This window comes from Calidifontibacter terrae (genome assembly GCF_054778835.1).
Genome location: NZ_BAAGZF010000001.1, coordinates 66,658 through 87,731 on the forward strand (window position 1 = coordinate 66,658; position 21,074 = coordinate 87,731).

Here is a 21,074-nt window from a genome sequence, read left to right on the forward strand (position 1 = left end):
GCTCAGCGGTCGATGACCAGCCAGCCGCCGTGGTGTTCGTGCACCTCGTACGCCAGGCCGGTCCGCTCACCCCACGCGCGCAGGTCGTCCGGTCCGATCGTGCGCACGTGACCGAAGGTCTCGTCGGCGACGTCCTCGTACGGAACGGCCACCACGACGCGCCGGGCGGCCAGCCGTACGGCCTCGTCCAGGACCCGCGCGCCGTGTCCGGGATCGACGTGTTCCAACAGGTGCACGGCCAGCACGGTGTCCGCGCTGCGGTCGGCAGCCGGAACGTGTCCGGCGTCGGCGACCAGCGTGGTGATGGCCAGGTCGAGCCGGGGTGCGACCACGCCGAGCAGTTGCATCGTCCCGAAACTCAGGTCGGAGGCGGTCACCCGGTGACCCTCGGCGGCAAGCCGCAGCGCGAGGAAACCGAAGCAGCTGCCGAGCTCGTGCACCGAGTCGCCGACGACCAGTGCGGCGGCGTGGTCGTGCACCGGCCGGAACTGCTCGATCGACCCTGCGGTGCGCACGTACTGCTTCGCCTGGCGGCTGATCGTGTTGCGGTAGTAGGCCTCCCACGCGTCCAGCGGATCGTCGGCCGAGGTCAGAACGACTCCGGTGAACAGCCGCTCGAACAGGTCGGCGCCACGCACCCAGCCCGGGTCGAACAACTCGGTGCGCAGCAGACCGGTGAGGTCCTCGTCGAGGTCGTCGAGGTCGAGGTGATGGGTGACCGCAAGCGATTCGCCGGCGTGCACGGTGAAGTGCGGCGTACGGGCGATCTGCCGGCTCGGCGGCGCGGGGCCGCGCAGCACCGTCACGTAGTCGTCGCGGTAGACCCCGCCTGGAGCGGGCTGCAGGGGCGCGACCGGGGCGACGGTGGATTCGAACGCATTCATCTGGTTCAGCGTCTCCATCACGCCGGCTCGTGGATTCGGTGGGAGAGATCCTCCAGGCCGTTCATGCCGCGGACGACGTGGATCCGGTCGCAGTGCTCGGCGTACAGCGGCAGGTCGCAGCGGCCGAGCCGCCAGGAGAACCGCGGCTCAGGGGTGAGCCAGAGGGTGCTGCGCGCGCGGCGGGTGATCTCCTCGAACGCCCGCAGTCCGGGGTCGTGGCCGTTGCCGCGCCCGTCGCCGAGGACCAGCACGGTCGTACGGTGGTTCAGCGCCGAGCCGTAGTCCTCCAGGAAGGTCTCGAAGACCGACCCGTAGTCGGAGTCGGCGTCGACGTCGATCGGACCGCCGCCCTCGGGGCCGGCCATGATCAGTTCGAGGGCCCGGTCCAGGCGGTGCTCGGCGAATAGGTCGGTCACCTCCGCGACCTCGGCGACGAACCCGAAGGTCCGTACCGAGGTGACCAGCGACTGCAGGCTGTGCACCACCTGCAGGGTGAACGCGGCGGTCGCGCGAACCGACAGGGACACGTCGGCCAGCACCAGCAACCGGGGCCGGTCATGGGTCTTGGCGACGGTGATCGGACGGAAGGGCACCCCGTCGTACTTCATGTTGTGACGCATGGTGCGCGCCGCGTCGACGGTGCCTGCCGAGGCCGTACGCCGCCGGGCGCGGGGAGCGCCGTGTAGCCCGGAGATGACCCGGCGCAGGTTCGCCTCGATCTCCGAGCGCTGCTGCTCCTGCAGCAGCTCGGCGCGGGCCGCGGCGTGGGCACGCTCCTCGATCTCCGCAGTGGCGGCCAGCAGTCGTTCCAGATGTTCGCGCAGCCGCTCGGGAAGGCCGGCCAGCAGCGGCGCGAGCTGGGCACGCAGCGCCGCGAGGTCGGCCGGGTCGGCCGCTCCCTCCTCGTCGGGCAGTTCGGACTCCGCCAGCCAGCCAAGCAGCGCCATTTCCTGCGCCACGCTGAGCTGAGCATCGACCTCCAAGCCAGGCCGGTCGGTGAGCTTTCCGGGAAGTCCGGGGTTCTGCAACCGGCGGGTGTTCAGCTGCACGCGAGCCGCCTCACCGCGCGGATCGCTTTGATCGTTGGACAGCACGATCTCGTCGGTCGCCGAGGCCATGTCGAGCTTGTTGGCCTCCTGGTGCAGGTTGTACGACTGCGACAAGTCCTCGCGACGGAAGTAGTCGCGGATGTCGTCGGGCGCGCCGTGGGAGTGGCCCTGCTCGGGGCTGTCGCCCGGGTCCTCGCCGAGGGTGAACTGTCTTAATTCACCGGAGTCGCTCAGGTCGTCGTGCGCGTGAGCGTGCTCCTGCGGTGCGCCGACCACGGTGCGCAGCCCGAAGAAGGCGTCGAAGACGTCCTGGAAGACCTCCAGGTCGCGGCGGTCCTTGATGAGGGTGACCCGTAGCGCCGAGCGCAACAGGTCGCGGTCGGCCAGCACGCCCGGCTGCGCGGCGGCGGTCAGCGCGTCGAGTGCCTCGGCGACGCTGACCCGCACCCCGAACAGCCGCAGCAGCCGGACGAAACGGTGGATGGCTCCCTGCACGGCGGCCTCAGAGCACCCGGCGTCGGGCGGAGCGCCGGTTGTCGCTCTGGTTGTCGCGTCCCGGCGCGCCGTAGATCGCTGTGCCGTGGCGTCCCGGCTTGTCCTTCGCCTCGCGGACCGCGCGGCCGTCTGGGTCGTTGCCGTTCAGGGTGTCGTGGTCTTGCGGGTGGTTGTCGTGGTCATGCCCATCCTCGTGCCCATGCCCATCCTCGTGCCCGTGCCCGTGCCCGTGCCCGTGCCCATGCCCGTGGTCATGCGTCGGCAGGTGGTCCGGAACCGTCGCGTTCGGGTCGACCAGACGCGGCAGCGCACCGCGCGCCTCCAACAGGTCGCGCTCGTACTTCACGACGACGTTCAGCGTGTCCGACAGCACCTTCGCCGACAGCTCCGACGCACCCAGGACGGCGAGCGTACGGGCCCAGTCGATGGTCTCGGAGATGCTCGGAGCCTTGCGCAGGTCCAGCTCGCGCAGCCCGCGGACGATCTCCACCAACTGAACCGCGAGCGCGTCGTCGAGACCGGTCTGCTTGGACCGGATGATGTCCAGTTCACGCTCGGCGTCGGGGTAATCCAGGAAGAGGTGCAGGCAGCGCCGCTTGAGCGCCGCCGACAGGTCACGGGTGTTGTTGGAGGTGAGCACGACGTACGGCTGGTGTTTCGCCCGTACGGTCCCGATCTCCGCGATCGAGATCTGGAACTCCGCGAGCAGCTCCAGCAGCACGGCCTCGAGCGCCTCGTCGGCGCGGTCGACCTCGTCGATCAGCAGCACGACGGGTTCGGGGGAGAGCACCGCCTCCAGCAGCGGACGCTGGGCCAGGAAGCGGTCGGAGAAGAAGACGCTGTCGTGGGCGGCGATGCGGTCGACGGCCTCGTCGAGGCTGTCGGTGTCGCCGACCAGCTCGGTGATCTTCTCGCGCAGGATCTGGGTGTAGAGGAGCTGCTTGCCGTAGTCCCACTCGTACAGCGCCTTGGACTCGTCCTGACCCTCGTAGCACTGCAGCCGCAGCAACCGGCGTCCGGTGACCTCTGCCAGGGAGGTGGCGAGCTGGGTCTTGCCCACGCCGGCTGGTCCCTCGACCAGCAGCGGTTTGTCCAGCCGCGTCTGCAGGAAGACGGTGGTGGCGAGAGCATCGTCGGCCAGGTAGCCGTGGTCGCTCAGCCGATGTTTGGTGTCCTGCACGTCGTCGAACTGTGGTGGGTCGGTCTGCGTCGTTTGTGTCGGCACGCGGGCTCCTTGAACGTCGGTCGACGGAGGTGGGGTCTGTCGGGCCCGCGGGTCGGCCGCCGCGAGCCCGACAGAGTTGGGGGTGTGGGATCAGCTGAGCAGGTCGTCCAGGTCGCCGTTCAGGCAGTGCTCGACCACCGGAGAGACCGTCTCGAAGGTGCACTCCCGCAGGTTTCCAGGGGTGCAGGCGTCGCCGAGGACGTGGTTCGTGATGCGTTCCACGTCGGCCTTGTCGCCCTTGATGACCTTCGAGTTCTCGTAGTACTTCGTCGGTCCCGTGCCCAGCCGGTTCTTGGAGTAGCTGTCCTGGGTGACGTCGACGAAGCGCTCCGGGATACCCACGTCGCGCAGCAGCCGGATCGCCGCGGCGAGCGCGGCGTCGGCGGCCTGAGCGTCGGTCATTCCATGGGTGTCGATCCCCATCGCGCGGGCGATGTCGGCGAACTTCTTGTAGTTGGCCGCCATGTTGAAGGCCCACACACGGGGCAGAGCCACCGCATTGTTCAGACCGTGGTGGGTGTCGTAGAACGCACTCACCGCGTGGCTGATCGAGTGGATGATGCCCAGACCGCCAGAGTTGAATGCCTGCGCCGCGATGTACTGCGCGTACATCATGCCTTCGCGACCGGCGAGGTCCTGGCCGTTCCAGGTGGCTGCGCGCAGGTTCTCGCTGGTGAGCTTGATGGCGTGCAGTGCGTTACCCAGCGACGGTTCGAAGTTCAACCGCGAGACGTACGGCTCACTGGCGTGCGCGAGCACGTCGAACCCACACTGTGCGGTGAAGTCGGTCGGACAGTCGAAGTAGAGCACCGGGTCGTCGATCGCCAGCGAAGTGAGGCTGGCGTCGTCGAACGCGACGTACTTGTGCGGGTTGTCCGGATCGGTGGTGGTGTCGGTGATGACGTACGCCCACGAGGTCTCCGAGCCGGTGCCGGCGGTGGTGGAGACCGCGATGTGCGGCGGGTTGTTCGGGTTCTCGGACATGTTGAAGCCCTCGAACTCGTTGACGCTGCGTCCGTCGTGGGCGACCGAGATGCGGGCGCCCTTGCAGGCGTCATGGCTCGACCCGCCGCCGATGGAAACGAACGAGTCGCACTTGTTCTCCTGGTACAGCGCCACGGCGTCCATGACGTTGTAATCCTTGGGGTTGGACTCGACCTTGTCGTAGACCACGACTTCCAGGCCGTGGTACTTCATCGACTCCACGATCTTGTGCACGATGTCCGTGCCTCGCAGACCTGAGGTCATGACCAACGTCTTCTTGAAACCCATCTTCAGGGCCTCGGGCCCAATCATCTCGTGGGCACCGGGGCCCATGAGTGCCCGTGGGAACGGGTGGAACTCCTTGATTGGGAACGGTTTCAGCAACTCGTCGACCTGCATGGGCGACCTCCTTGTCGGCAGTGGACGGCACGGACGCTAGGCCGCCGGCCGCCGGCGCGATAGACGAGGACGCGAAGACTGGCCGCAGTCGCCGGGTGGGGACCTGACCGCTCGACCGGTCACCCACCTGTCCGTTCGGGCAGGTGGGGTCAGAGCACCTGTACCGGCACCTGCCCGAACGGCCAGGTCGGCCTGCCCTGTTCGCGGGTTCGCTTGTGCCACAGGCGGTTCTAGCGTCGTGTCACGGCGCACCGCCCGGTGTGCACAGTCTGCGGAAGGCGATCGTCATGACCGAAGAGATCGAGCAGTCCGACGAAGCGACGGCGGCCCAGACGGCCGCGACGCTCCTCGAGGACAGCCTCGTCGAGGACGTCTCCATCGACGGAATGTGCGGCGTCTACTGATGCTGCACGAGCGATGGGCGCTGAGCGGTTCGGTCGCGTTGCGGCCCGAGCCGTTCGGCGCCCTCGCGTACGACTTCACCACCCGCCGGCTGAGCTTCCTGAAGTCGCCGCAGTTGGTCACCGTGGTGGAGTCGCTGCGCGAGAGCGATGACGTGGCGGCGGCGCTCGAGACGGCCGGGGTGCCGGCCGAGCAGTGGCCGCAGTACGAGTCCGCGCTGCGCACGCTGGCGGACCGCGGAATGCTGATTAGCCAAGGGAGTCTGTGATGACTGCAGTAGCACAACGACCGGCCCAGCCCGTGGGCCGGCTCGTCGACCAGTTCGAGCACGGCCTGGATGCCCCGATCTGCCTGACCTGGGAGCTGACGTACGCCTGCAACCTGTCCTGCGTGCACTGCCTCTCCTCGAGCGGCCGGCGCGACCCGCGCGAGCTGAGCACCGCCGAGTGCAAGGCGCTGATCGACACCTTCCAGCGGATGCAGATCTTCTACGTGAACATCGGCGGCGGCGAGCCGACGGTGCGCAGCGACTTCTGGGAGCTGGTGCAGTACGCCGTCGACCACCAGGTCGGGGTGAAGTTCTCGACCAACGGGTTCCGGATCACGCCCAAGCGAGCTCGCTACCTCGCCTCCTCGGACTACATCGATGTGCAGTTGTCGCTGGACGGCGCGACCGCGGAGGTGAACGATTCGATCCGTGGCGCGGGAACGTACGACGCCTGTTTGCGGGCGCTGCAGAACCTGGCCGACGCCGGGATGAAGGACATGAAGATCTCGGTCGTCTGCACCCGCACCAATATCGACCAGCTCGACGAGTTCAAGGCGATCGCGGACCGTTACGGCGCCCAGCTGCGCCTGACCCGGCTGCGTCCCTCCGGCCGCGGCGCGGACATCTGGGACGAACTGCACCCGTTGCCGCACCAACAGCGGCAGCTGTACGACTGGCTGGTTGCCAACGGCGAGGACGTGCTCACCGGTGACTCCTTCTTCCACCTTTCCGCATACGGCGAGGCGCTGCCCGGCCTGAACCTGTGCGGCGCCGGCCGGGTGGTCTGCCTGGTGGATCCGATCGGCGACGTCTACGCCTGCCCGTTCGCGATCCACGACCGGTTCAAGGCCGGAAACGTGCGCGAGGGCGGGTTCGACAATGTGTGGACCGACGCTCCGCTCTTCCGGCAGCTGCGCGAGCCGTCGGGCGGCGGCGCGTGCGCGTCGTGCTCTGCATACGACACCTGCCGCGGCGGCTGCATGGCGGCCAAGTTCTTCACCGGCCTGCCGCTGGACGGTCCGGACCCGGAGTGTGTCAAGGGCAACGCCGGCAACCCTGGCGAGGAGCGCCCGGCCCCCTCAGGCGACCACTCCCACAAGAACCCGGTGCGCAACGCGCCGGTGCCGGTGACGATCGCCCGCCGGCCACCGCGTTCGGCGTGCGACGAGAACCCCGTCTCGGAGTTGATGCCGGAGCTGATGACGCCGTGACCGCGACCCGACCGGCCCTGCGACTGGAGGCGATCAGCTCCACCCGGGTCGACGATCTCGATCGCCCCTGGTTGCTGGTGCCGGTCGGGTCCACCGAACAACACGGGCCGCACCTGCCCTGCGGCACCGACAGCCTGGTGGCCCGCACCGTCGCCTCGAGGGTCGGTGCCCGGCTCACCGCGGCGGGGGAGTGCGTCGTGGTGGCGCCCGGGATCGACTACGGGTCCTCGGGCGAGCACGAGGACTTCGCGGGCACCATCTCGATCGGCACCGACGCGCTGCGGGGATTGCTGGTCGAACTCGTCCGCTCGGCCTCGCGGTGGGCCGGCGCGACCGTGCTGGTCAACGGTCACGGAGGCAACGTCGAGGCCGTGCGCTCCGCCGTACGGCTGCTGCGCAGCGAGGGGCGATCGGTGGCTTGGGTGCCGGCCGGACCGTCCGGCGGCGACGCCCACGCCGGCCGTACGGAGACCGCGATGATGCTGGCCCTGCGCCCCGACCAAGTGGCGATGGACCGGGCGCAGGCCGGTCGCACCGAACCGCTGCCCGAGCTGTTGGAACGGCTGCGGCGCGAGGGCGTACGGGCGGTGTCGCCGACCGGGGTGCTGGGCGACCCGCGTCACGCCTGTGCCACCGACGGCGCCCAGCTGCTGGACGGCGTCGTGGACGAGATCGTCCGGCGGCTGCGCACGGTGAACGTCGACGGTGACGGAATGCTCGCTAGTGCGGGGCCGGTGGCATGACACTCGCAGTGGTCACCGGCGCGGCCCGCGGGGTCGGCGCCGCCACGGTCGCTCGGTTCGCCGAGCGCGGGTGGACCGTGCTCGCGATCGACGGCTGTCTCGGCGATGCGGAACCGGGCTCCGCGCAGTCGACCACCGACGACCTCGACGCCGTCGTCGACGCTCACCCGAACGCGGTGATCGGCGCGGTCGTCGACGTCCGCGACCTGTCCGGCTTGCGGACCGCCGTCGACTGCGTGGTCGGCCGGCATGGTCCGCTGGTCGCCGTGGTGGCGGCCGCGGCGGTCATCGACGGTGGTGACGACCAGTGGCAGACCGATCCCGAACTGCTCGACCGGCTGTGGCGCACCGATGTCGGGGGGGTGTGGAACACCGCGAGCGTGACGGTGCCGCACCTGCTGGCCGCGGCCGACGCCGGCGAGCAGCCAGCCTTCTGCGCCGTCGCCTCAGCGGCGGGCCACCGCGGCCTGTGGCACCTCAGCGCGTACTGCGTCGTCAAGCACGCCGTGGTCGGTCTGGTCCGCGGACTAGCGGCCGACCTGCACGGTCGCGGGATCACCGTGACCGGCGTCTCGCCCGGCTCGACCGACACCGACATGCTCGCCGCCACCGCGCGGATCTACGACCTGCCCGACGTGTCCGAGCTGGCCCGGGGCATGACTACCGGTCGTCCGCTGCGGGCCGACGACATCGCCGCGGTCGCGGAGGCGGCGTGCACCCTCGGCCCCGCGGTGCACGGCAGCGTGTTGGACGCATCGGCGGGGATGCGATGAGCGGTCCGTCGACCACGGCGCTGCCCACCGGTTTGCGGGTGCGGCTGACTCCCAGCGTCACCCGCTGTCACGGCGGCGACGTGCTCTTCTGCACCCGCAGCGGCGCGATGGTGCGGTTGCGATCGAAGGCCCGCGAGTTGCTCGCCGAGGGCAACGACCTGCTGGTCACCGACCGGGTGACCGCGGCTCTGGCCCGCGCACTGGTCGACCGCGGGCTGGCCGACGCGGTGTGGGACACCGGCGGCGACGTCCACCTCAGCGAGGTGACCGTCGTGATCCCGGTCCGCGACCGGCGTACGGCGCTGGTCCGGCTGCTAGCCGTGCTGCCCGATGTCGGCGAGGTGGTCGTGGTCGACGACGGTTCGCGCGATGCCTCGGCGATGCGCACCATCGCGCAGGAGTGGCACACCCGGCTGGTCCGCCACGAGGTCTCGCAGGGTCCGGCCGCCGCGCGCAACGCTGGGCTGCGCGCTGCGCGTACCCCGTACGTCGCTTTCATCGACTCGGACGTGGTGCCCGACCCAGACGCGCTGGCTGTGCTGGTCAGAGAGCTACAGGATCCGGCGGTGGCGATCGCTGCCCCGCGGGTGATGGCGCTGCCGGTCGAGGAGCCCGGCTGGATCGCGCGGTACGAGGACGCGCACTCCTCGCTCGACCTCGGCCTTACCGCCGGACGCGTCGCGCCCGGCACCCGGCTGTCTTACGTCCCCAGCGCAACCCTGGTGGCCCGCCGGTCCGCGCTCGGCGATGGCTTCGACGCCACGATGCGGGTGGCCGAGGACGTCGACCTGGTCTGGCGGCTGCACGCCGAGGGCTGGAGCGTGCGCTACCAACCGGCCGCGCGGGTGCGGCACGAGCACCGTGTGCGGCTGGGGGAGTGGGTGACCCGCAAGGCGTTCTACGGCACCGGCGCCGCCCCGCTCGCGCAGCGGCACGGTGACCTCGTGGCCCCGCTGCGGCTCGCCCCGCTGCCCACGGTCGCGGTCCTGTCGGCGGCGACGCTGACCCGCGCCGGGATCGCACTCGGCGTGGCGACGGCCACGGCGCAGCTGGCGATCACCGCGCGCCGGCTGCGCCGCACCGGCGACCCGGCGGCCGCCGCCTCCCTGACCGCGATGAGCCTGGTGGCCACCACCGCGCAGCTGGGCGCCTCGCTGAACCGCCACCACTGGCCGATCGCCGTGGTCGGAGCCTGTTCCTCCCGGCGACTGCGCGGATGGTGGGCGCTCGCCGCGGTCACCGACGCAGTCGTCGACCGGCGTCGTACGGGCAGCACCCTCGACCTGCCGCGCCACCTGATAGCCCGCCGCCTCGACGACTTCGCGTACGGCGCGGGCGTCTGGTGGGGCGCCGCGCGATCGCGCACCCTCGGCCCGCTGCTGCCGGCCGGGATACGACGACAGCACACAACGAAGGGAGACCTGTGATGGGTCAACACACATGGTTCGAGACGGTCGCCGTCGCCCAGGAACGGGCGCGCAGAAGGCTGCCGAAGTCGGTCTACAAGGCGTTGCTGGCGGGAAGCGAGAAGGGCCTCACGTACGCCGACAACATGGCTGCCTTCGCCGAGCTCGGCTTCGCTCCGCACGTCGTGGGCGCACCGGCCGAACGGAGCCTGGCGACGGAGGTCTTCGGCCAATCGGTGTCGATGCCGGTGATGATCTCGCCCACCGGCGTCCAGGCTGTGCACCCGGACGGGGAGGTCGCGGTCGCTCGGGCCGCCGCCGCCCGCGGCGTGGCGATGGGGCTCTCCTCGTTCGCCAGCAAGCCGATCGAGGAGGTCGTCGCGGCCAACCCGCAGACCTTCTTCCAGATGTACTGGATGGGCGACCGTGACACGATGGCGCGCCGGATGGAGCGGGCCCGGGCGGCCGGCGCCGTCGGGCTGATCGCCACCACCGACTGGTCGTTCTCCAACGGCCGCGACTGGGGCAGTCCGATCATCCCGCAGGCGATGGACCTGCGCACGATGGTCACCCGCGCCCCTGAGGCGCTGGTCCGGCCGCGGTGGTTCGCCCAGTTCGCCCGTACGGGGAGGCCGCCGGAGTTGTCGGCGCCCAACCTGACCGACCCCGGCAAGCCGGCGCCCGGCTTCTTCGAGGCCTACTACGAGTGGATGCAGACCCCGCCGCCCAGCTGGGACGACATCGCATGGATGGTGCAGCAGTGGGGTGGCACGTTCGTGCTCAAGGGCGTCAGCAGGGTCGACGACGCCCTCCGCGCGGTCGACGCGGGGGTCAGCGGCATCTCGGTGTCCAACCACGGCGGCAACAACCTCGACGGCACCCCGGCGTCGATTCGGTCCCTCGAGGCGATCGCCGCGCGGGTGGGGGAGCAGATCGACGTCGCGCTGGACGGCGGGGTGCGCCGCGGCAGCGACGTGGTCAAGGCGCTCGCGCTGGGCGCGAAGGCGACGCTGATCGGGCGCGCCTACCTGTGGGGCCTGGGCGCGGGTGGCCAAGCCGGCGTCGAGAACGTGCTCGACGTGATTCGCGGGGGCATCGACTCGACGATGACGGCCATCGGTCGCAGCGACGTCCACGACATCGGTCGCGACGACGTACTGGTGCCGGCGGGGTTCGCGCGAGCGCTCACCGCCGACGAGGTCAGCTCGGGTCGGGCAGTTCCGACTCGCTGACCAGGGCTTGGTTTTCGTGGCGTTCGCGGGCGAACGCGGCAATGTTTCGCTCCAGCCGCTTGCGCAACACCGTCGAGAACCCGATGCCGACCGCGACCGCGATGGCGAGCGCGACGTACGAGAACCGTTGCAGGTAGATCTCGGCGGCCTTGCCCAGGTAGAAGACGGCGTAGGTGGTGCCGGCGCCCCACACGATGGCGCCTGACACGTTCGCGACAAGGAAGCGCGGGTAGTGCATCTTGAGCGTTCCCGACAGCGGACCGGCGAAAACACGGAGCAACGCGATGAACCGGCCGACGAACACGGTGACCATCCCGTAACGCTTGAACAGATGGGCGGCGTAGTCGATGGTGTCTTCGTTGAAGTGGTGTGGGAACCGTCTGCCAAGCCGGGTGAAGAGCCGATCGCCGTAGCGATGGCCCACGCCGTAGCCGATGGAGTCACCGATCGAGGCGCCCAGCACAGCGGCGATCGCGATGCCCAGTGGGCTGACGTCCGAGCCGGAATGGGCCGACATGATCGCGGCCGCCACCAGCACGACTTCGCCGGGCAAGGGGATGCCGAGACTTTCCAACCCGACGACACCACCGACCAACAGGTAGACCAGCAACGGTGGCACGCCGAGCAGCCAGGTCTCGACGGAATGCAACATGCTCGGGTCTCCTTGGTCTCCTTGCTTGGTCCAGGTTTGATCGTACGGTCAGTGCCACCCGGCGGAATCCACCCCGCCCGGCACGTCGCCCGCGGGGTCGTACGGCGTGCGGGTGAAGCGGAAGCTGCCCACGTCGAGGAAGTTGTCGCCCGCGGTGAGATTTTCGCCGGCGTAGTAGCCGTCGAGACCGACCCAAAGGTTCGGACCGCGCGATTCGAAGCGGGAAGCACGGCCGCCGCCGACCGGGGCGAGCAGTAGTAGGTCGCCCTCGAAGCGAAGGATGTTCGGGCGCGGTCCCCACATCCAACTGCCGGTGAGTTCGACAGGGACTGGAGGGCCGGCCACCCACGGATTCTGGTCGTTATAGCGACCAGAATCCTTTACTACGGGGGTAGTGGGGAGGTCGTAGCCGAGGTCGAGGTCGAGCCCTCCGGTCGTGTTGGACAGCAGCGCGAAGCCATCACCGGTCTCGGGGTCGACCCGCACCGCCGCGAGGTAGCCCGGCATCGAGCCGCCGTGACCGACGTACGTGGCGCCCTCGACGACGTGAACGTCGAGCCCGAGCCCGTACGAGCGGGTCCACGCGCTGCCGGGACCGTTGTGGTCCACGACGGTCGGACTGCGCATCAGCCGCAGCAGTCGGTCCGGGAGCACCCGTTCGTCGCCGCGGGCGAGGAACCGGGCCCAGCGGGCCAAGTCGCCGATGGTCGACCACAGTTCACCGGCCGGCGCCATCGCCTGCGTCTGCTGCACCTCCTCCGCATGCAGCAGATCGGCGTACGGGTGCACGGCGAGACCGGGGGCGGCGTGCGATGGTCGCGTTGCGCTGGTGCTGTCCATGCCGAGCGGACGCAGGATCTTCTGGTCAATGGCTTCGAACCAGGTCGAGTTTCGCTGGCGCGCAACGACTTCGCCGAGCACCGCGTAGCCGACGTTGGAGTAGTGGAAGCGACCGATCAGATCGGGGTTGCGCCGGATGCTCGGCCGCAGCTCGTCCCAGGTGCGGCCGGGGGAGCGCTCCCACCAGGAGCCGTCGGTCTCGGCAAGTAGGCCGGAGGAGTGGTTCAGCAGCGCGCGGACCGAGGTGTTCCGCAGTGGTTCCTGCAGTTCCGGCAGCAGCTCAGCGACCGGCTGGTCCAGGTCCACCTGCCCCTCACCGGCCAGTTGCAGCACCGCCGCGGCCACGAACGTCTTGGTGATGGAGCCGATTCGGTAGACGGTGTCGACGTCGGCGACCGGGCCGCCGGAGCGGCCGTCGAGGTGACCGACGGCCCCAGACTCGACCACCTCGCCACCGCGCAGCAGCGCGCAGGCGATCGATGGTGCGCGGGAGTTCCGTTGCTGCCGAAGCAGGGCGGCGTGAAGGTCATCAGAAGCCATCACGTCATCATTCCCGAGTGCAGCGGAGTTCGGTCAACCGCTGCTAGAGCGCGATCCAGTAGCGCCGCTTGCCGCTGCGCAGATCCTCCAGCACCCCACCGCACCGCTCGATAGTCGCAGCGGAGGCCACGTTGTCGTCGTCACAGGTGACCAACGCTCGATCAATCGAGAGGGCTCGACACTTCTCGAGGGCGGCCTCCAGGGCGCCGGTCGCCACTCCACGGCGGCGCGCCGAGGGCCGCACGGAGTAGCCGATGTGGCCGCCCTCCTCGAGCAGGCTCGCGTTCAGTTCGTGACGCAGGCTCAAGCTGCCGAGCACTCGACCCGGCGCGCCGCTGTCCACGATCCAGTAGGTGTTGCAGCGCACGAAACCCTCTGCCGGCGTGGTGACGTTGCGGCGCTGGGTTCGCAGCCAATCGGAGAACGCGACATCGCTGCCGAGGTCGGCTGAGCTGAACCCGAACAGGCTGTAGCCAGGGATGTGACCCGGGTCGAACTCGAGCATGGACTCGAACCACGAGGCACGCAGTTCGGGGGAGGGGTCGGCGAGCGTGATCATGCCCGCGAAGGTAGCGCCAAGTATCGACGGTCGGCATCCCGATTTCTGGCGGCCGGCCGACCGCTGGCCGCCCGACCGCACCCACCCCGCAAACGCTGCACGAGTGCAGCGTTTGCGAAGGGGTTCCGGTCAGGCCTTGTCGGCGACGGTGAAACGGCGGCCGCGGTAGGCCGGCTTCTCCAACTCGTCGACGGTGGCGACCGCGAAGGTTCCGGTGGTGACCGAGTCGCCGACCGGGCTGTCGGTGCCGAGCACAACGTCGCCGGCCGGGCCGGGCGCGATCATCGGGGAGGGCGCGAGCATCGTCCAGTCGAGCCCCTCGCTGGCGCGATAGAGGGCGAGCACCTTGGTGAAGGCGGTGCCCTCGGCCAGGTAGGCGTCCGGGAAGCCCTCAGTGTCCTTCAGCAGTTGGTCACCGACGCTCAGGGCGCCGGCTCCACCGACGACGAACAGACGGGTCTGCGGTGCAGCGGCGATGAGCGCCTGGTGCGCGTCGATCGTCGGCTGGGTTGAGCCGCCCGTACGGTCCGACGGAACCGCGATAACGAGGGCGTCGGCCCCTGCCGCCGCCTTGACCAAGGCGTCTGTGTCCTGCAGGTCGAGGGTGACTGACGGGAGTCCGTCGACGGTCTTGCCTGAGCGTGATCCGACAGTCACGTCGTGGCCGCGGCGGGTGGCCTCGCGGGCGATGTCCTGACCGACCATGCCGGTGCCGCCGAGAACGAGAAGCTTCATAGGGGTGTCCTTCCGGGGAAGTTTGTCCGTCAGCGTGGTGTGGTCATCGCGCGTGTGTGGCGGACACGGTAAAGGTATATTTTAGATAGCGATATCTTCAACGGAACATGAGTACCCAATGGATACTATTGACCGCGCAGCGGACGTGATGGACCCGGCCTGCCCCTCTCGGGTCGTATTGCGCCGGATGGGCGAGCGGTGGACGCCGCTGGTGATCGAGGCGCTGGCCGGTGGCCCACTGCGGTTCGTCGAGCTGCGCAAGGCGGTCGGAACTCTGACGCCGAAGGTCCTTACCCAGACGCTTCGGTCGCTGGAGCGCGATGGTTTGCTGACCCGTACCGTCCATGCGCAGGTGCCGCCGCGGGTCGACTACGAACTCACCGACCTCGGGCGCTCGCTGACCGCGCCGGTCCAAGCAATGCGTCGTTGGGCCGAGCACAACGTCGATGCGGTGGTCGCAGCGCAGGAGCGTTACGACGCGCGCTGAGCGCTGTCGGTGGTCCGACGTACCCTTGCCGGTGAGATGAGCAGCCTTTTCGACGACCTTCCCTTGCCCGGCCTCCCCGCTGATTCCGCCGACCCGCATCGCGCGCCCAAGGGCGCGGATCCGCGGTTTGTCGATGCCCACGGAGTGCCGACCTGGGCGAGCCTCGGCGACGCCCCACCGCAGTCGCAGGGGCGGCGTCGGCCGAGCATGCGCGACCCGGAATCGCTGCTGGAAGGGCTGAACCCCCAGCAGCGGGAGGCGGTGCTGCACTCTGGCTCACCACTCTTGATCGTCGCCGGCGCCGGGTCGGGCAAGACCCGGGTATTGACCCACCGAATCGCCCATCTGATGGGCGCCCGCGGAGTCCAACCAGGGCAGATTCTGGCGATCACCTTCACCAACAAGGCCGCGGCCGAAATGCGCGAGCGGGTCGAGGCGCTCGTCGGCCCGGCCGCCCGGTCGATGTGGGTCTCGACCTTCCACTCCGCGTGTGTGCGGATCCTGCGCCGCGAGGCGACCAAGGTCGGCATGAAGTCGAGCTTCTCGATCTACGACGCGGCCGACTCGCAGCGATTGATGGCGATGGTCATGCGCGATCTTGATCTGGACGCCAAGCGCTACCCGCCGCGATCGTTCAGTCACCAGGTGAGCAACCTGAAGAACGACCTGATCGACGAGGAAACCTTCGCGGGCCGAGCGGGCGACAACCCGCAGGATTCGGTTCTGGCTCAGGCCTACACCGAATACCAACGCCGGCTGCGGCAGGCGAATGCGCTCGACTTCGACGACCTGATCATGACCACCACCCACCTGCTCCAGGCGTTCCCTGATGTCGCCGAGCACTACCACCGGCGCTTCCGCCACGTGATGGTCGACGAATACCAGGACACCAACCACGCCCAATATCAATTGGTGAAGGAACTGGTGGGAACCGGCACTGCCGATCCAGCAGTGGGCCAGGTGCCGCCGGCTGAACTCTGCGTCGTCGGTGACGCCGACCAGTCGATCTACGCCTTCCGCGGGGCCACGATCCGCAACATCGTGGAGTTCGAGCAGGATTATCCGAACGCTCGAACCATCTTGTTGGAGCAGAACTACCGCTCCACGCAGACGATCCTGCAGGCGGCCAACGCCGTGATCGCCAAGAACTCCGAGCGGCGCGAGAAGAAGCTCTGGACCGACTCCGGCGACGGAGAGCAGATCGTCGGCTATGTCGCCGATTCCGAACACGACGAGGCCGCGTTCGTCGCGCGCACCATCGACCAGCTGACCGACCACCACGGGGTCAAGCCGGGTGATGTTGCGGTCTTCTACCGCACCAATGCCCAGTCCCGCGCGCTGGAGGAAGTCTTCGTACGAGTGGGGCTGCCTTACAAGGTCGTCGGCGGAACCCGCTTCTACGAACGACGGGAGATCAAGGACGCGCTCGCCTACCTGCGGGTCGTGTCCAACCCGGCAGACACCGTCAACCTGCGGCGCATCCTCAACGTGCCCAAGCGCGGGATCGGCGACCGCGCAGAAGCCTGCGTCTCGGCGCTCGCCGACCGGGAACGGATCCCGTTCGTGGCTGCTTTGGGCCGGGCCGAAGACGCGCCGGGTATCGCCACCCGATCGCTGACGGCGATCAAGGGATTCACCAGCCTGCTCGAGTCGCTGCGCGTGGTGCGCGACACCGACGGCGGGGTCGGCGATCTCATGGAGGCGATCCTCGACCAGTCCGGCTACCTCACCGAACTGCGGGCCAGCCTCGATCCGCAAGACGAGACCCGAGTGGAGAACCTCGCCGAGCTGGTCGCCGTGGCCCGCGAGTTCGACCAGCAGTTCCCCGACGGGCCGCTGGAAGACTTCCTCGAACAGGTGTCACTCGTCGCCGATGCCGACGAGATTCCGGAGGGCGACGAGAACGACAAGGGTGTTGTCACCCTGATGACCCTCCACACCGCCAAGGGGTTGGAGTTCCCGGTGGTGTTCCTGACCGGCATGGAGGATGGCACCTTCCCCCACGTGCGAGCGCTGGGCGATCCGAAGGAACTCGAGGAGGAGCGCCGACTGGCCTATGTCGGCATCACCCGAGCGCGCGAGCGCCTGCACCTCTCCCGCGCAGAGGTCCGATCAGCTTGGGGCGCACCGCAATACAACCCGCCCTCGCGCTTCCTCGACGAGATTCCGAGCCACCTGCTCAACTGGGAGCGGGTCACCACGACCTCGATGCGGCCCTCGTCGACCCCGGCGATCGCGCGGCTTGCGGCCCGACCGGGGGTGAGGTCACCCGGAAACCACGTGGTGCCCTCGCTCGACGCGGGCGACCGGGTCACCAGCGACTCGTTCGGGCTCGGAACCGTGGTGCGGCTGGAGGGCGCGGGCGAGAAGGCAATCGCCCACATCGACTTCGGTGGCGAACTCGGGATCAAGCGGATCGCGCTGCGCTACGGCCGAGTCGAGAAGATCTGAGCCCGAGCGGCTCAGTTCAGCGGCTCAGTTCAGCGGCTCAACTCGGTGGACCGCGCTCAGAACATGATCCCGCGGGTGTGCAGCCACCCGATGGGGTTGACCGGCACACTCCAGAGGTGAACCTCAAGGTGCAGGTGGGGACCGGTCGAGTTGCCGGTGTTGCCCGAGAATGCGACTAGCTGCCCCACCTCGAGATGCTGGCCGACGGTGACTGCCCAACCCGACAGGTGGGCGTAGACGATGGTCACGCCACCACCGATGTCGACATTGATTCGCTTGCCCTGACCGCCGTACCAACCGACCGCGGTGACCGTTCCGCCATGCAATGCGCGCAGCGGGGTCCCGATCGGGGTCGAGAGGTCGATGCCCTGGTGATTCGTGGAGCCAATGCCGCCGGGCGAGGCGCGGTGGCCGAAGCCAGAGGTGAAGTGGCCGCCGCAGCCGGCGATCGGGCAGGTGAAGCCGCTGCTCGGCAGAGGGCCTGTGGCGCGGGTCGCAGCCGCGGACGGCGCTGGGGCAGAGGCCGCCCCGGCCGACGGGGAGGCCGCGGCGTACGGCGCAGCCGGGGTCGACGTGGTCAGCGACCGGAGGGCGTTTGCTCGTTGTTCGGTGAGGGTACGCGTGGCAGCGGCCTGCGAGGTTGCGGCGGCGAGCGCGGCGGCGCGGGACTTCGTCGCCGCCTGCACCTTGGCGGTCATCGCGGCGGACTCCCGCAGGCTTGAGCGCGAGACCCCGTTCGATGCTGAGCGCTCGGGCACTCGGTCGATCACGCTTGCCGGACGAGCCTCGGCCGCGGCGTCGTCGGCCGATGAGCCGTCGGCCCCGGCGATGCTGCCCCAGGCGACCGCGCTGGCCACGAGCGCAGTCACCGGAATGGCGAACCTGCCCCGGCGCGTCGCTGACGGTGCGGGGCTATGGCGAGGTTGGTAACGAGCCACTGCGGGTCCTGCCTGGGGTCGGTGATGGTGACTGAGAACCTTACCGTGATCTTCCCGTGACCTTTGTCGGTGCGGTCGCGAACCTGTGCATAACAGCGGCGGTGGGCGGGGTCGTACCCTGTTGCCATGACCACACCTGCCCCCGAGGTCCCGCTGCGAATCCTCGTCGCCAAGCCCGGATTGGACGGCCACGATCGTGGTGCAAAGGTCGTCGCGCGAGCTCTGCGCGATGCCGGCATGGAGGTCGTCTACACCGGTCTGCATCAGACGCCCGCGCAGATCGTGGAGGCAGCCATCCAGGAGGACGTCGACGCGATCGGCATGTCGGTTCTGTCCGGCGCTCACCTGACGCTTTTCGAGCAGGTGCTGAAAACGTTGCGCGACAAGGACGCTGACGACATCGTCGTCTTCGGTGGCGGCATCATCCCGGCCGAAGACATCCCCACGTTGCGCGCGATGGGCGTTGCAACGGTGTTCACTCCGGGGGCCACGACGATGGACATCGTGCAGTGGACCCGCACCCACGTGGGACTGTCCGCAGCGCAGGACTAAAGTCGCAAACGGAAAATTCCAACCTCACAGCAAGGACGGATTCCGCGTGGATCTTTTCGAGTACCAAGCGCGCGACATGTTCGAGGCACACGGTGTACCCGTGCTGGCCGGCAAGATCGCGACCACCCCGGCCGACGCCAAGGCAGCCGCCGAGGAGATCGGTGCCAAGTCCGGCGGCGTGACCGTCGTCAAGGCTCAAGTCAAGGCCGGAGGTCGCGGCAAGGCTGGCGGCGTCAAGGTCGCCAAGACCGCCGATGAAGCGCAGCAGCACGCCGAGGCGATTCTCGGTATGGACATCAAGGGCCACACCGTGGGCACCGTGATGATCGCCCAGGGCGCCCAGATCGATGAGGAGTACTACTTCTCGATCCTGCTCGACCGTGCGAACCGCAGCTACCTCGCCATGTGTTCCAAGGAGGGCGGGATGGAGATCGAGCAGCTCGCCGTGGAACGCCCCGAGGCCCTGGCCCGCATCGAGGTCGACCCGAACACCGGCATCGACGAGGCCAAGGCCAAGGAGATCGTCGGGGCAGCTCGCTTCGACGCCGAGACCGGCGCCAAGATCGTTCCCGTCCTGCAGAAGCTGTGGGAGGTCTACCGCGACGAAGACGCGACCCTGGTCGAGGTCAACCCGCTGGTGAGGACCAAGGACGGCGACGTGGTCGCCCTCGACGGCAAGGTGTCGCTCGACGCGAACGCCGACTTCCGTCACCCCGACCACGAGGCGCTGGAAGACAAGGCCGCGGCTGACCCGCTGGAGGCCAAGGCGAAGGCCATGGGTCTCAACTACGTCAAGCTCGACGGCAACGTCGGCATCATCGGCAACGGCGCCGGGCTGGTCATGTCGACCCTCGACGTCGTGGCGTACGCAGGTGAGGACTTCACCGGTGGGGTCGCCAAGCCGGCAAACTTCCTCGACATTGGTGGCGGCGCCTCCGCTGAGGTCATGGCCAACGGTCTCGACGTCATCCTGGGCGACGAGCAGGTCAAGTCGGTTTTCGTGAATGTCTTCGGCGGCATCACTGCCTGTGACGCGGTTGCCAACGGCATCGTCGGCGCTCTCAAGACCCTCGGCGACAGCGCGACCAAGCCGCTGGTCGTACGCCTCGACGGCAACGCCGTGGAGGAGGGCCGCAAGATCCTGGCCGACTTCAACCACCCCCTGGTCACCGTTGAGGAGACCATGGACGGCGCCGCCCGCAAGGCCGCCGAGCTCGCTGCCCAGAACTGAAAAGGAACCAACACTCGTGTCTATTTTTCTCAACGCTGACTCCAAGGTCATCGTCCAGGGCATGACCGGTTCGGAGGGCATGAAGCACACCACGCGCATGCTCTCCTCGGGCACCGACGTCGTCGGTGGCGTGAACCCCCGCAAGGCGGGCACCACGGTCGACTTCACCCTGGCCGACGGATCCGCCAAGCAGGTCAAGGTCTACGGCACCGTCAAGGAAGCCATGGACGAGACCGGCGCCAACGTCTCGGTCGTCTTCGTTCCGCCGGCCTTCGCCAAGGCGGCCGTCGTCGAAGCGATCGACGCCGAGATCCCGGTCGCGGTCGTCATCACCGAGGGCATCGCGGTGAAGGACGCCGCGGAGTTCTACAACTACGCCAAGGGCAAGGGCACCACCCGGATCATCGGTCCGAACTGCCCCGGCATCATCAGCCCCGGCCAGTCGAACGCCGGCATCATCCCGGCGGACATCGCCGGCCCCGGCAAGATCGGTCTGGTGTCGAAGTCCGGCACCCTGACCTACCAGATGATGTACGAACTCAAGGACTTCGGTTTCTCCACCGCGATCGGTATTGGTGGTGACCCGGTCATCGGCACCACCCACATCGATGCGCTCGAGGCGTTCGAGGCAGACCCTGACACCGTCGCGATTGTGATGATTGGTGAGATCGGTGGCGACGCGGAAGAGCGCGCCGCGGCCTACATCAAGGACCACGTCACCAAGCCGGTCGTCGGCTACGTCGCGGGCTTCACCGCCCCCGAAGGTAAGACGATGGGCCACGCGGGCGCGATCGTTTCGGGTTCGTCCGGAACAGCGGCCGCCAAGAAGGAAGCCCTCGAGGCAGCCGGCGTGAAGGTCGGCAAGACCCCTTCGGAGACCGCCGACCTGATGCGTGAGGTCATGAAGGCCAAGGCCTGACAACAGTGGCTTGAAGTCACTTCACGCCACAGACGAACGCCCCGAGTCCGCTCGGGGCGTTCGTCGTTTCCCCCACCGCTTCTGCCCCGTGAATCCGAC

At 68.7% G+C, this 21,074-nt stretch carries 21 protein-coding genes; 12 read left to right on the forward strand and 9 right to left on the reverse strand.

Annotated elements, in window-relative coordinates; all coding sequences use genetic code 11:
- Window positions 1-2: 2 nt before the first annotated feature.
- From mftM to mdo, 4 genes are all read right to left on the reverse strand, one after another.
- Window positions 3-884 (reverse strand): mycofactocin oligosaccharide methyltransferase MftM, encoded by an 882-nt coding sequence (gene mftM / locus ACYU98_RS00310; RefSeq protein ID WP_460466176.1) that lies wholly within the window; start codon window positions 882-884, stop codon window positions 3-5.
- A gap of 17 nt (window positions 885-901) precedes the next feature.
- Window positions 902-2,428, reverse strand: a complete 1,527-nt coding sequence (locus ACYU98_RS00315; RefSeq protein ID WP_460466177.1) for a VWA domain-containing protein — start codon at window positions 2,426-2,428, stop codon at window positions 902-904.
- Between the two features lie 7 nt (window positions 2,429-2,435).
- Window positions 2,436-3,653 carry an AAA family ATPase gene (locus ACYU98_RS00320; protein WP_460466178.1) on the reverse strand — a complete coding sequence of 406 codons (1,218 nt, stop codon included), beginning with the start codon at window positions 3,651-3,653 and terminating at the stop codon, window positions 2,436-2,438.
- Window positions 3,654-3,743: 90 nt separating this feature from the next.
- Complete coding sequence (mdo, locus tag ACYU98_RS00325; RefSeq protein WP_460466179.1) at window positions 3,744-5,036, reverse strand: NDMA-dependent methanol dehydrogenase; 1,293 nt, start codon at window positions 5,034-5,036, stop codon at window positions 3,744-3,746.
- A 287-nt stretch (window positions 5,037-5,323) separates the two neighbouring features.
- Here mdo and mftA point away from each other — a divergent pair, with 287 nt between their 5' ends.
- Genes mftA through mftD form a run of 7 tightly spaced genes read left to right on the forward strand, consistent with a single transcriptional unit; the run spans window position 5,324 to window position 11,071 of the window.
- Complete coding sequence (gene mftA, locus ACYU98_RS00330; protein ID WP_460466180.1) at window positions 5,324-5,440, forward strand: mycofactocin precursor MftA; 117 nt, start codon at window positions 5,324-5,326, stop codon at window positions 5,438-5,440.
- Window positions 5,440-5,706 carry a mycofactocin biosynthesis chaperone MftB gene (mftB, locus tag ACYU98_RS00335; protein WP_460466181.1) on the forward strand — a complete coding sequence of 89 codons (267 nt, stop codon included), beginning with the start codon at window positions 5,440-5,442 and terminating at the stop codon, window positions 5,704-5,706. Before mftA ends, mftB begins: the two co-directional genes overlap by 1 nt.
- The gene (gene mftC / locus ACYU98_RS00340) at window positions 5,706-6,917 is read left to right on the forward strand and encodes a mycofactocin radical SAM maturase (RefSeq protein WP_460466182.1); all 1,212 of its coding nucleotides are present in this window, start codon (window positions 5,706-5,708) and stop codon (window positions 6,915-6,917) included. The genes mftB and mftC overlap by 1 nt, the downstream gene beginning before the upstream one ends.
- The gene (mftE, locus tag ACYU98_RS00345) at window positions 6,914-7,660 is read left to right on the forward strand and encodes a mycofactocin biosynthesis peptidyl-dipeptidase MftE (protein WP_460466183.1); all 747 of its coding nucleotides are present in this window, start codon (window positions 6,914-6,916) and stop codon (window positions 7,658-7,660) included. The genes mftC and mftE overlap by 4 nt, the downstream gene beginning before the upstream one ends.
- Window positions 7,657-8,433, forward strand: a complete 777-nt coding sequence (locus tag ACYU98_RS00350) for a mycofactocin-coupled SDR family oxidoreductase (RefSeq protein ID WP_460466184.1) — start codon at window positions 7,657-7,659, stop codon at window positions 8,431-8,433. The genes mftE and ACYU98_RS00350 overlap by 4 nt, the downstream gene beginning before the upstream one ends.
- Window positions 8,430-9,860, forward strand: coding sequence for a mycofactocin biosynthesis glycosyltransferase MftF (gene mftF / locus ACYU98_RS00355; RefSeq protein ID WP_460466185.1), 1,431 nt, complete (start codon window positions 8,430-8,432; stop codon window positions 9,858-9,860). The genes ACYU98_RS00350 and mftF overlap by 4 nt, the downstream gene beginning before the upstream one ends.
- A complete protein-coding gene (gene mftD, locus ACYU98_RS00360) occupies window positions 9,860-11,071 on the forward strand; it encodes a pre-mycofactocin synthase MftD (protein ID WP_460466186.1) in 1,212 nt (403 codons plus the stop codon). The genes mftF and mftD overlap by 1 nt, the downstream gene beginning before the upstream one ends.
- On the opposite strand, the gene ACYU98_RS00365 is transcribed toward mftD, so the two are convergent.
- From ACYU98_RS00365 to ACYU98_RS00380, 4 genes are all read right to left on the reverse strand, one after another.
- Window positions 11,040-11,723, reverse strand: a complete 684-nt coding sequence (locus tag ACYU98_RS00365; protein ID WP_460466187.1) for a DedA family protein — start codon at window positions 11,721-11,723, stop codon at window positions 11,040-11,042. The genes mftD and ACYU98_RS00365 overlap by 32 nt on opposite strands.
- A 48-nt stretch (window positions 11,724-11,771) precedes the next feature.
- Window positions 11,772-13,103 (reverse strand): serine hydrolase domain-containing protein, encoded by a 1,332-nt coding sequence (locus ACYU98_RS00370; RefSeq protein ID WP_460466188.1) that lies wholly within the window; start codon window positions 13,101-13,103, stop codon window positions 11,772-11,774.
- A 43-nt stretch (window positions 13,104-13,146) separates the two neighbouring features.
- Window positions 13,147-13,662, reverse strand: a complete 516-nt coding sequence (locus ACYU98_RS00375) for a GNAT family N-acetyltransferase (RefSeq protein WP_460466189.1) — start codon at window positions 13,660-13,662, stop codon at window positions 13,147-13,149.
- A gap of 129 nt (window positions 13,663-13,791) precedes the next feature.
- Window positions 13,792-14,397: an NAD(P)-dependent oxidoreductase gene (locus ACYU98_RS00380; RefSeq protein WP_460466190.1), complete on the reverse strand. Its 606-nt coding sequence runs from the start codon at window positions 14,395-14,397 to the stop codon at window positions 13,792-13,794.
- A gap of 118 nt (window positions 14,398-14,515) precedes the next feature.
- On the opposite strand from ACYU98_RS00380, the gene ACYU98_RS00385 reads away from it, so the two are divergent.
- Together ACYU98_RS00385 and pcrA are read left to right on the forward strand one after the other, a co-directional pair.
- A complete protein-coding gene (locus tag ACYU98_RS00385; protein WP_460466191.1) occupies window positions 14,516-14,884 on the forward strand; it encodes a winged helix-turn-helix transcriptional regulator in 369 nt (122 codons plus the stop codon).
- Window positions 14,885-14,920: 36 nt separating this feature from the next.
- Window positions 14,921-17,335: a DNA helicase PcrA gene (gene pcrA, locus ACYU98_RS00390; RefSeq protein ID WP_460466192.1), complete on the forward strand. Its 2,415-nt coding sequence runs from the start codon at window positions 14,921-14,923 to the stop codon at window positions 17,333-17,335.
- A 56-nt stretch (window positions 17,336-17,391) separates the two neighbouring features.
- Here pcrA and ACYU98_RS00395 read toward each other — a convergent pair whose 3' ends face one another.
- Complete coding sequence (locus tag ACYU98_RS00395) at window positions 17,392-18,204, reverse strand: M23 family metallopeptidase (protein ID WP_460466193.1); 813 nt, start codon at window positions 18,202-18,204, stop codon at window positions 17,392-17,394.
- A gap of 195 nt (window positions 18,205-18,399) precedes the next feature.
- On the opposite strand from ACYU98_RS00395, the gene ACYU98_RS00400 reads away from it, so the two are divergent.
- From ACYU98_RS00400 to sucD, 3 genes are read left to right on the forward strand one after another with little or no spacing between them, the layout of a single operon-like run.
- A complete protein-coding gene (locus ACYU98_RS00400; RefSeq protein ID WP_460466194.1) occupies window positions 18,400-18,825 on the forward strand; it encodes a cobalamin B12-binding domain-containing protein in 426 nt (141 codons plus the stop codon).
- 46 nt (window positions 18,826-18,871) lie between these two features.
- Entirely contained in the window at window positions 18,872-20,056 is a 1,185-nt protein-coding gene (gene sucC / locus ACYU98_RS00405; RefSeq protein ID WP_460466195.1) for an ADP-forming succinate--CoA ligase subunit beta, read from the forward strand.
- Between the two features lie 16 nt (window positions 20,057-20,072).
- Window positions 20,073-20,975 (forward strand): succinate--CoA ligase subunit alpha, encoded by a 903-nt coding sequence (gene sucD, locus ACYU98_RS00410; protein ID WP_460466196.1) that lies wholly within the window; start codon window positions 20,073-20,075, stop codon window positions 20,973-20,975.
- Window positions 20,976-21,074 lie beyond the last annotated feature (99 nt).

What these genes read in the sequence shown, in the direction of transcription:
- mftM (WP_460466176.1), bottom strand. Translation starts at nt 884, where the DNA reads ATGAATGCGTTCGAATCCACCGTCGCCCCGGTCGCGCCCCTGCAGCCC.
- mdo (WP_460466179.1), bottom strand. Translation starts at nt 5,036, where the DNA reads ATGCAGGTCGACGAGTTGCTGAAACCGTTCCCAATCAAGGAGTTCCAC.
- mftA (WP_460466180.1), top strand. Translation starts at nt 5,324, where the DNA reads ATGACCGAAGAGATCGAGCAGTCCGACGAAGCGACGGCGGCCCAGACG.
- mftC (WP_460466182.1), top strand. Translation starts at nt 5,706, where the DNA reads ATGACTGCAGTAGCACAACGACCGGCCCAGCCCGTGGGCCGGCTCGTC.
- ACYU98_RS00385 (WP_460466191.1), top strand. Translation starts at nt 14,516, where the DNA reads ATGGATACTATTGACCGCGCAGCGGACGTGATGGACCCGGCCTGCCCC.
- mftB (WP_460466181.1), top strand. Translation starts at nt 5,440, where the DNA reads ATGCTGCACGAGCGATGGGCGCTGAGCGGTTCGGTCGCGTTGCGGCCC.
- ACYU98_RS00370 (WP_460466188.1), bottom strand. Translation starts at nt 13,103, where the DNA reads ATGGCTTCTGATGACCTTCACGCCGCCCTGCTTCGGCAGCAACGGAAC.
- ACYU98_RS00365 (WP_460466187.1), bottom strand. Translation starts at nt 11,723, where the DNA reads ATGTTGCATTCCGTCGAGACCTGGCTGCTCGGCGTGCCACCGTTGCTG.
- ACYU98_RS00350 (WP_460466184.1), top strand. Translation starts at nt 7,657, where the DNA reads ATGACACTCGCAGTGGTCACCGGCGCGGCCCGCGGGGTCGGCGCCGCC.
- mftD (WP_460466186.1), top strand. Translation starts at nt 9,860, where the DNA reads ATGGGTCAACACACATGGTTCGAGACGGTCGCCGTCGCCCAGGAACGG.
- ACYU98_RS00375 (WP_460466189.1), bottom strand. Translation starts at nt 13,662, where the DNA reads ATGATCACGCTCGCCGACCCCTCCCCCGAACTGCGTGCCTCGTGGTTC.
- ACYU98_RS00380 (WP_460466190.1), bottom strand. Translation starts at nt 14,397, where the DNA reads ATGAAGCTTCTCGTTCTCGGCGGCACCGGCATGGTCGGTCAGGACATC.
- ACYU98_RS00400 (WP_460466194.1), top strand. Translation starts at nt 18,400, where the DNA reads ATGACCACACCTGCCCCCGAGGTCCCGCTGCGAATCCTCGTCGCCAAG.
- mftF (WP_460466185.1), top strand. Translation starts at nt 8,430, where the DNA reads ATGAGCGGTCCGTCGACCACGGCGCTGCCCACCGGTTTGCGGGTGCGG.
- pcrA (WP_460466192.1), top strand. Translation starts at nt 14,921, where the DNA reads ATGAGCAGCCTTTTCGACGACCTTCCCTTGCCCGGCCTCCCCGCTGAT.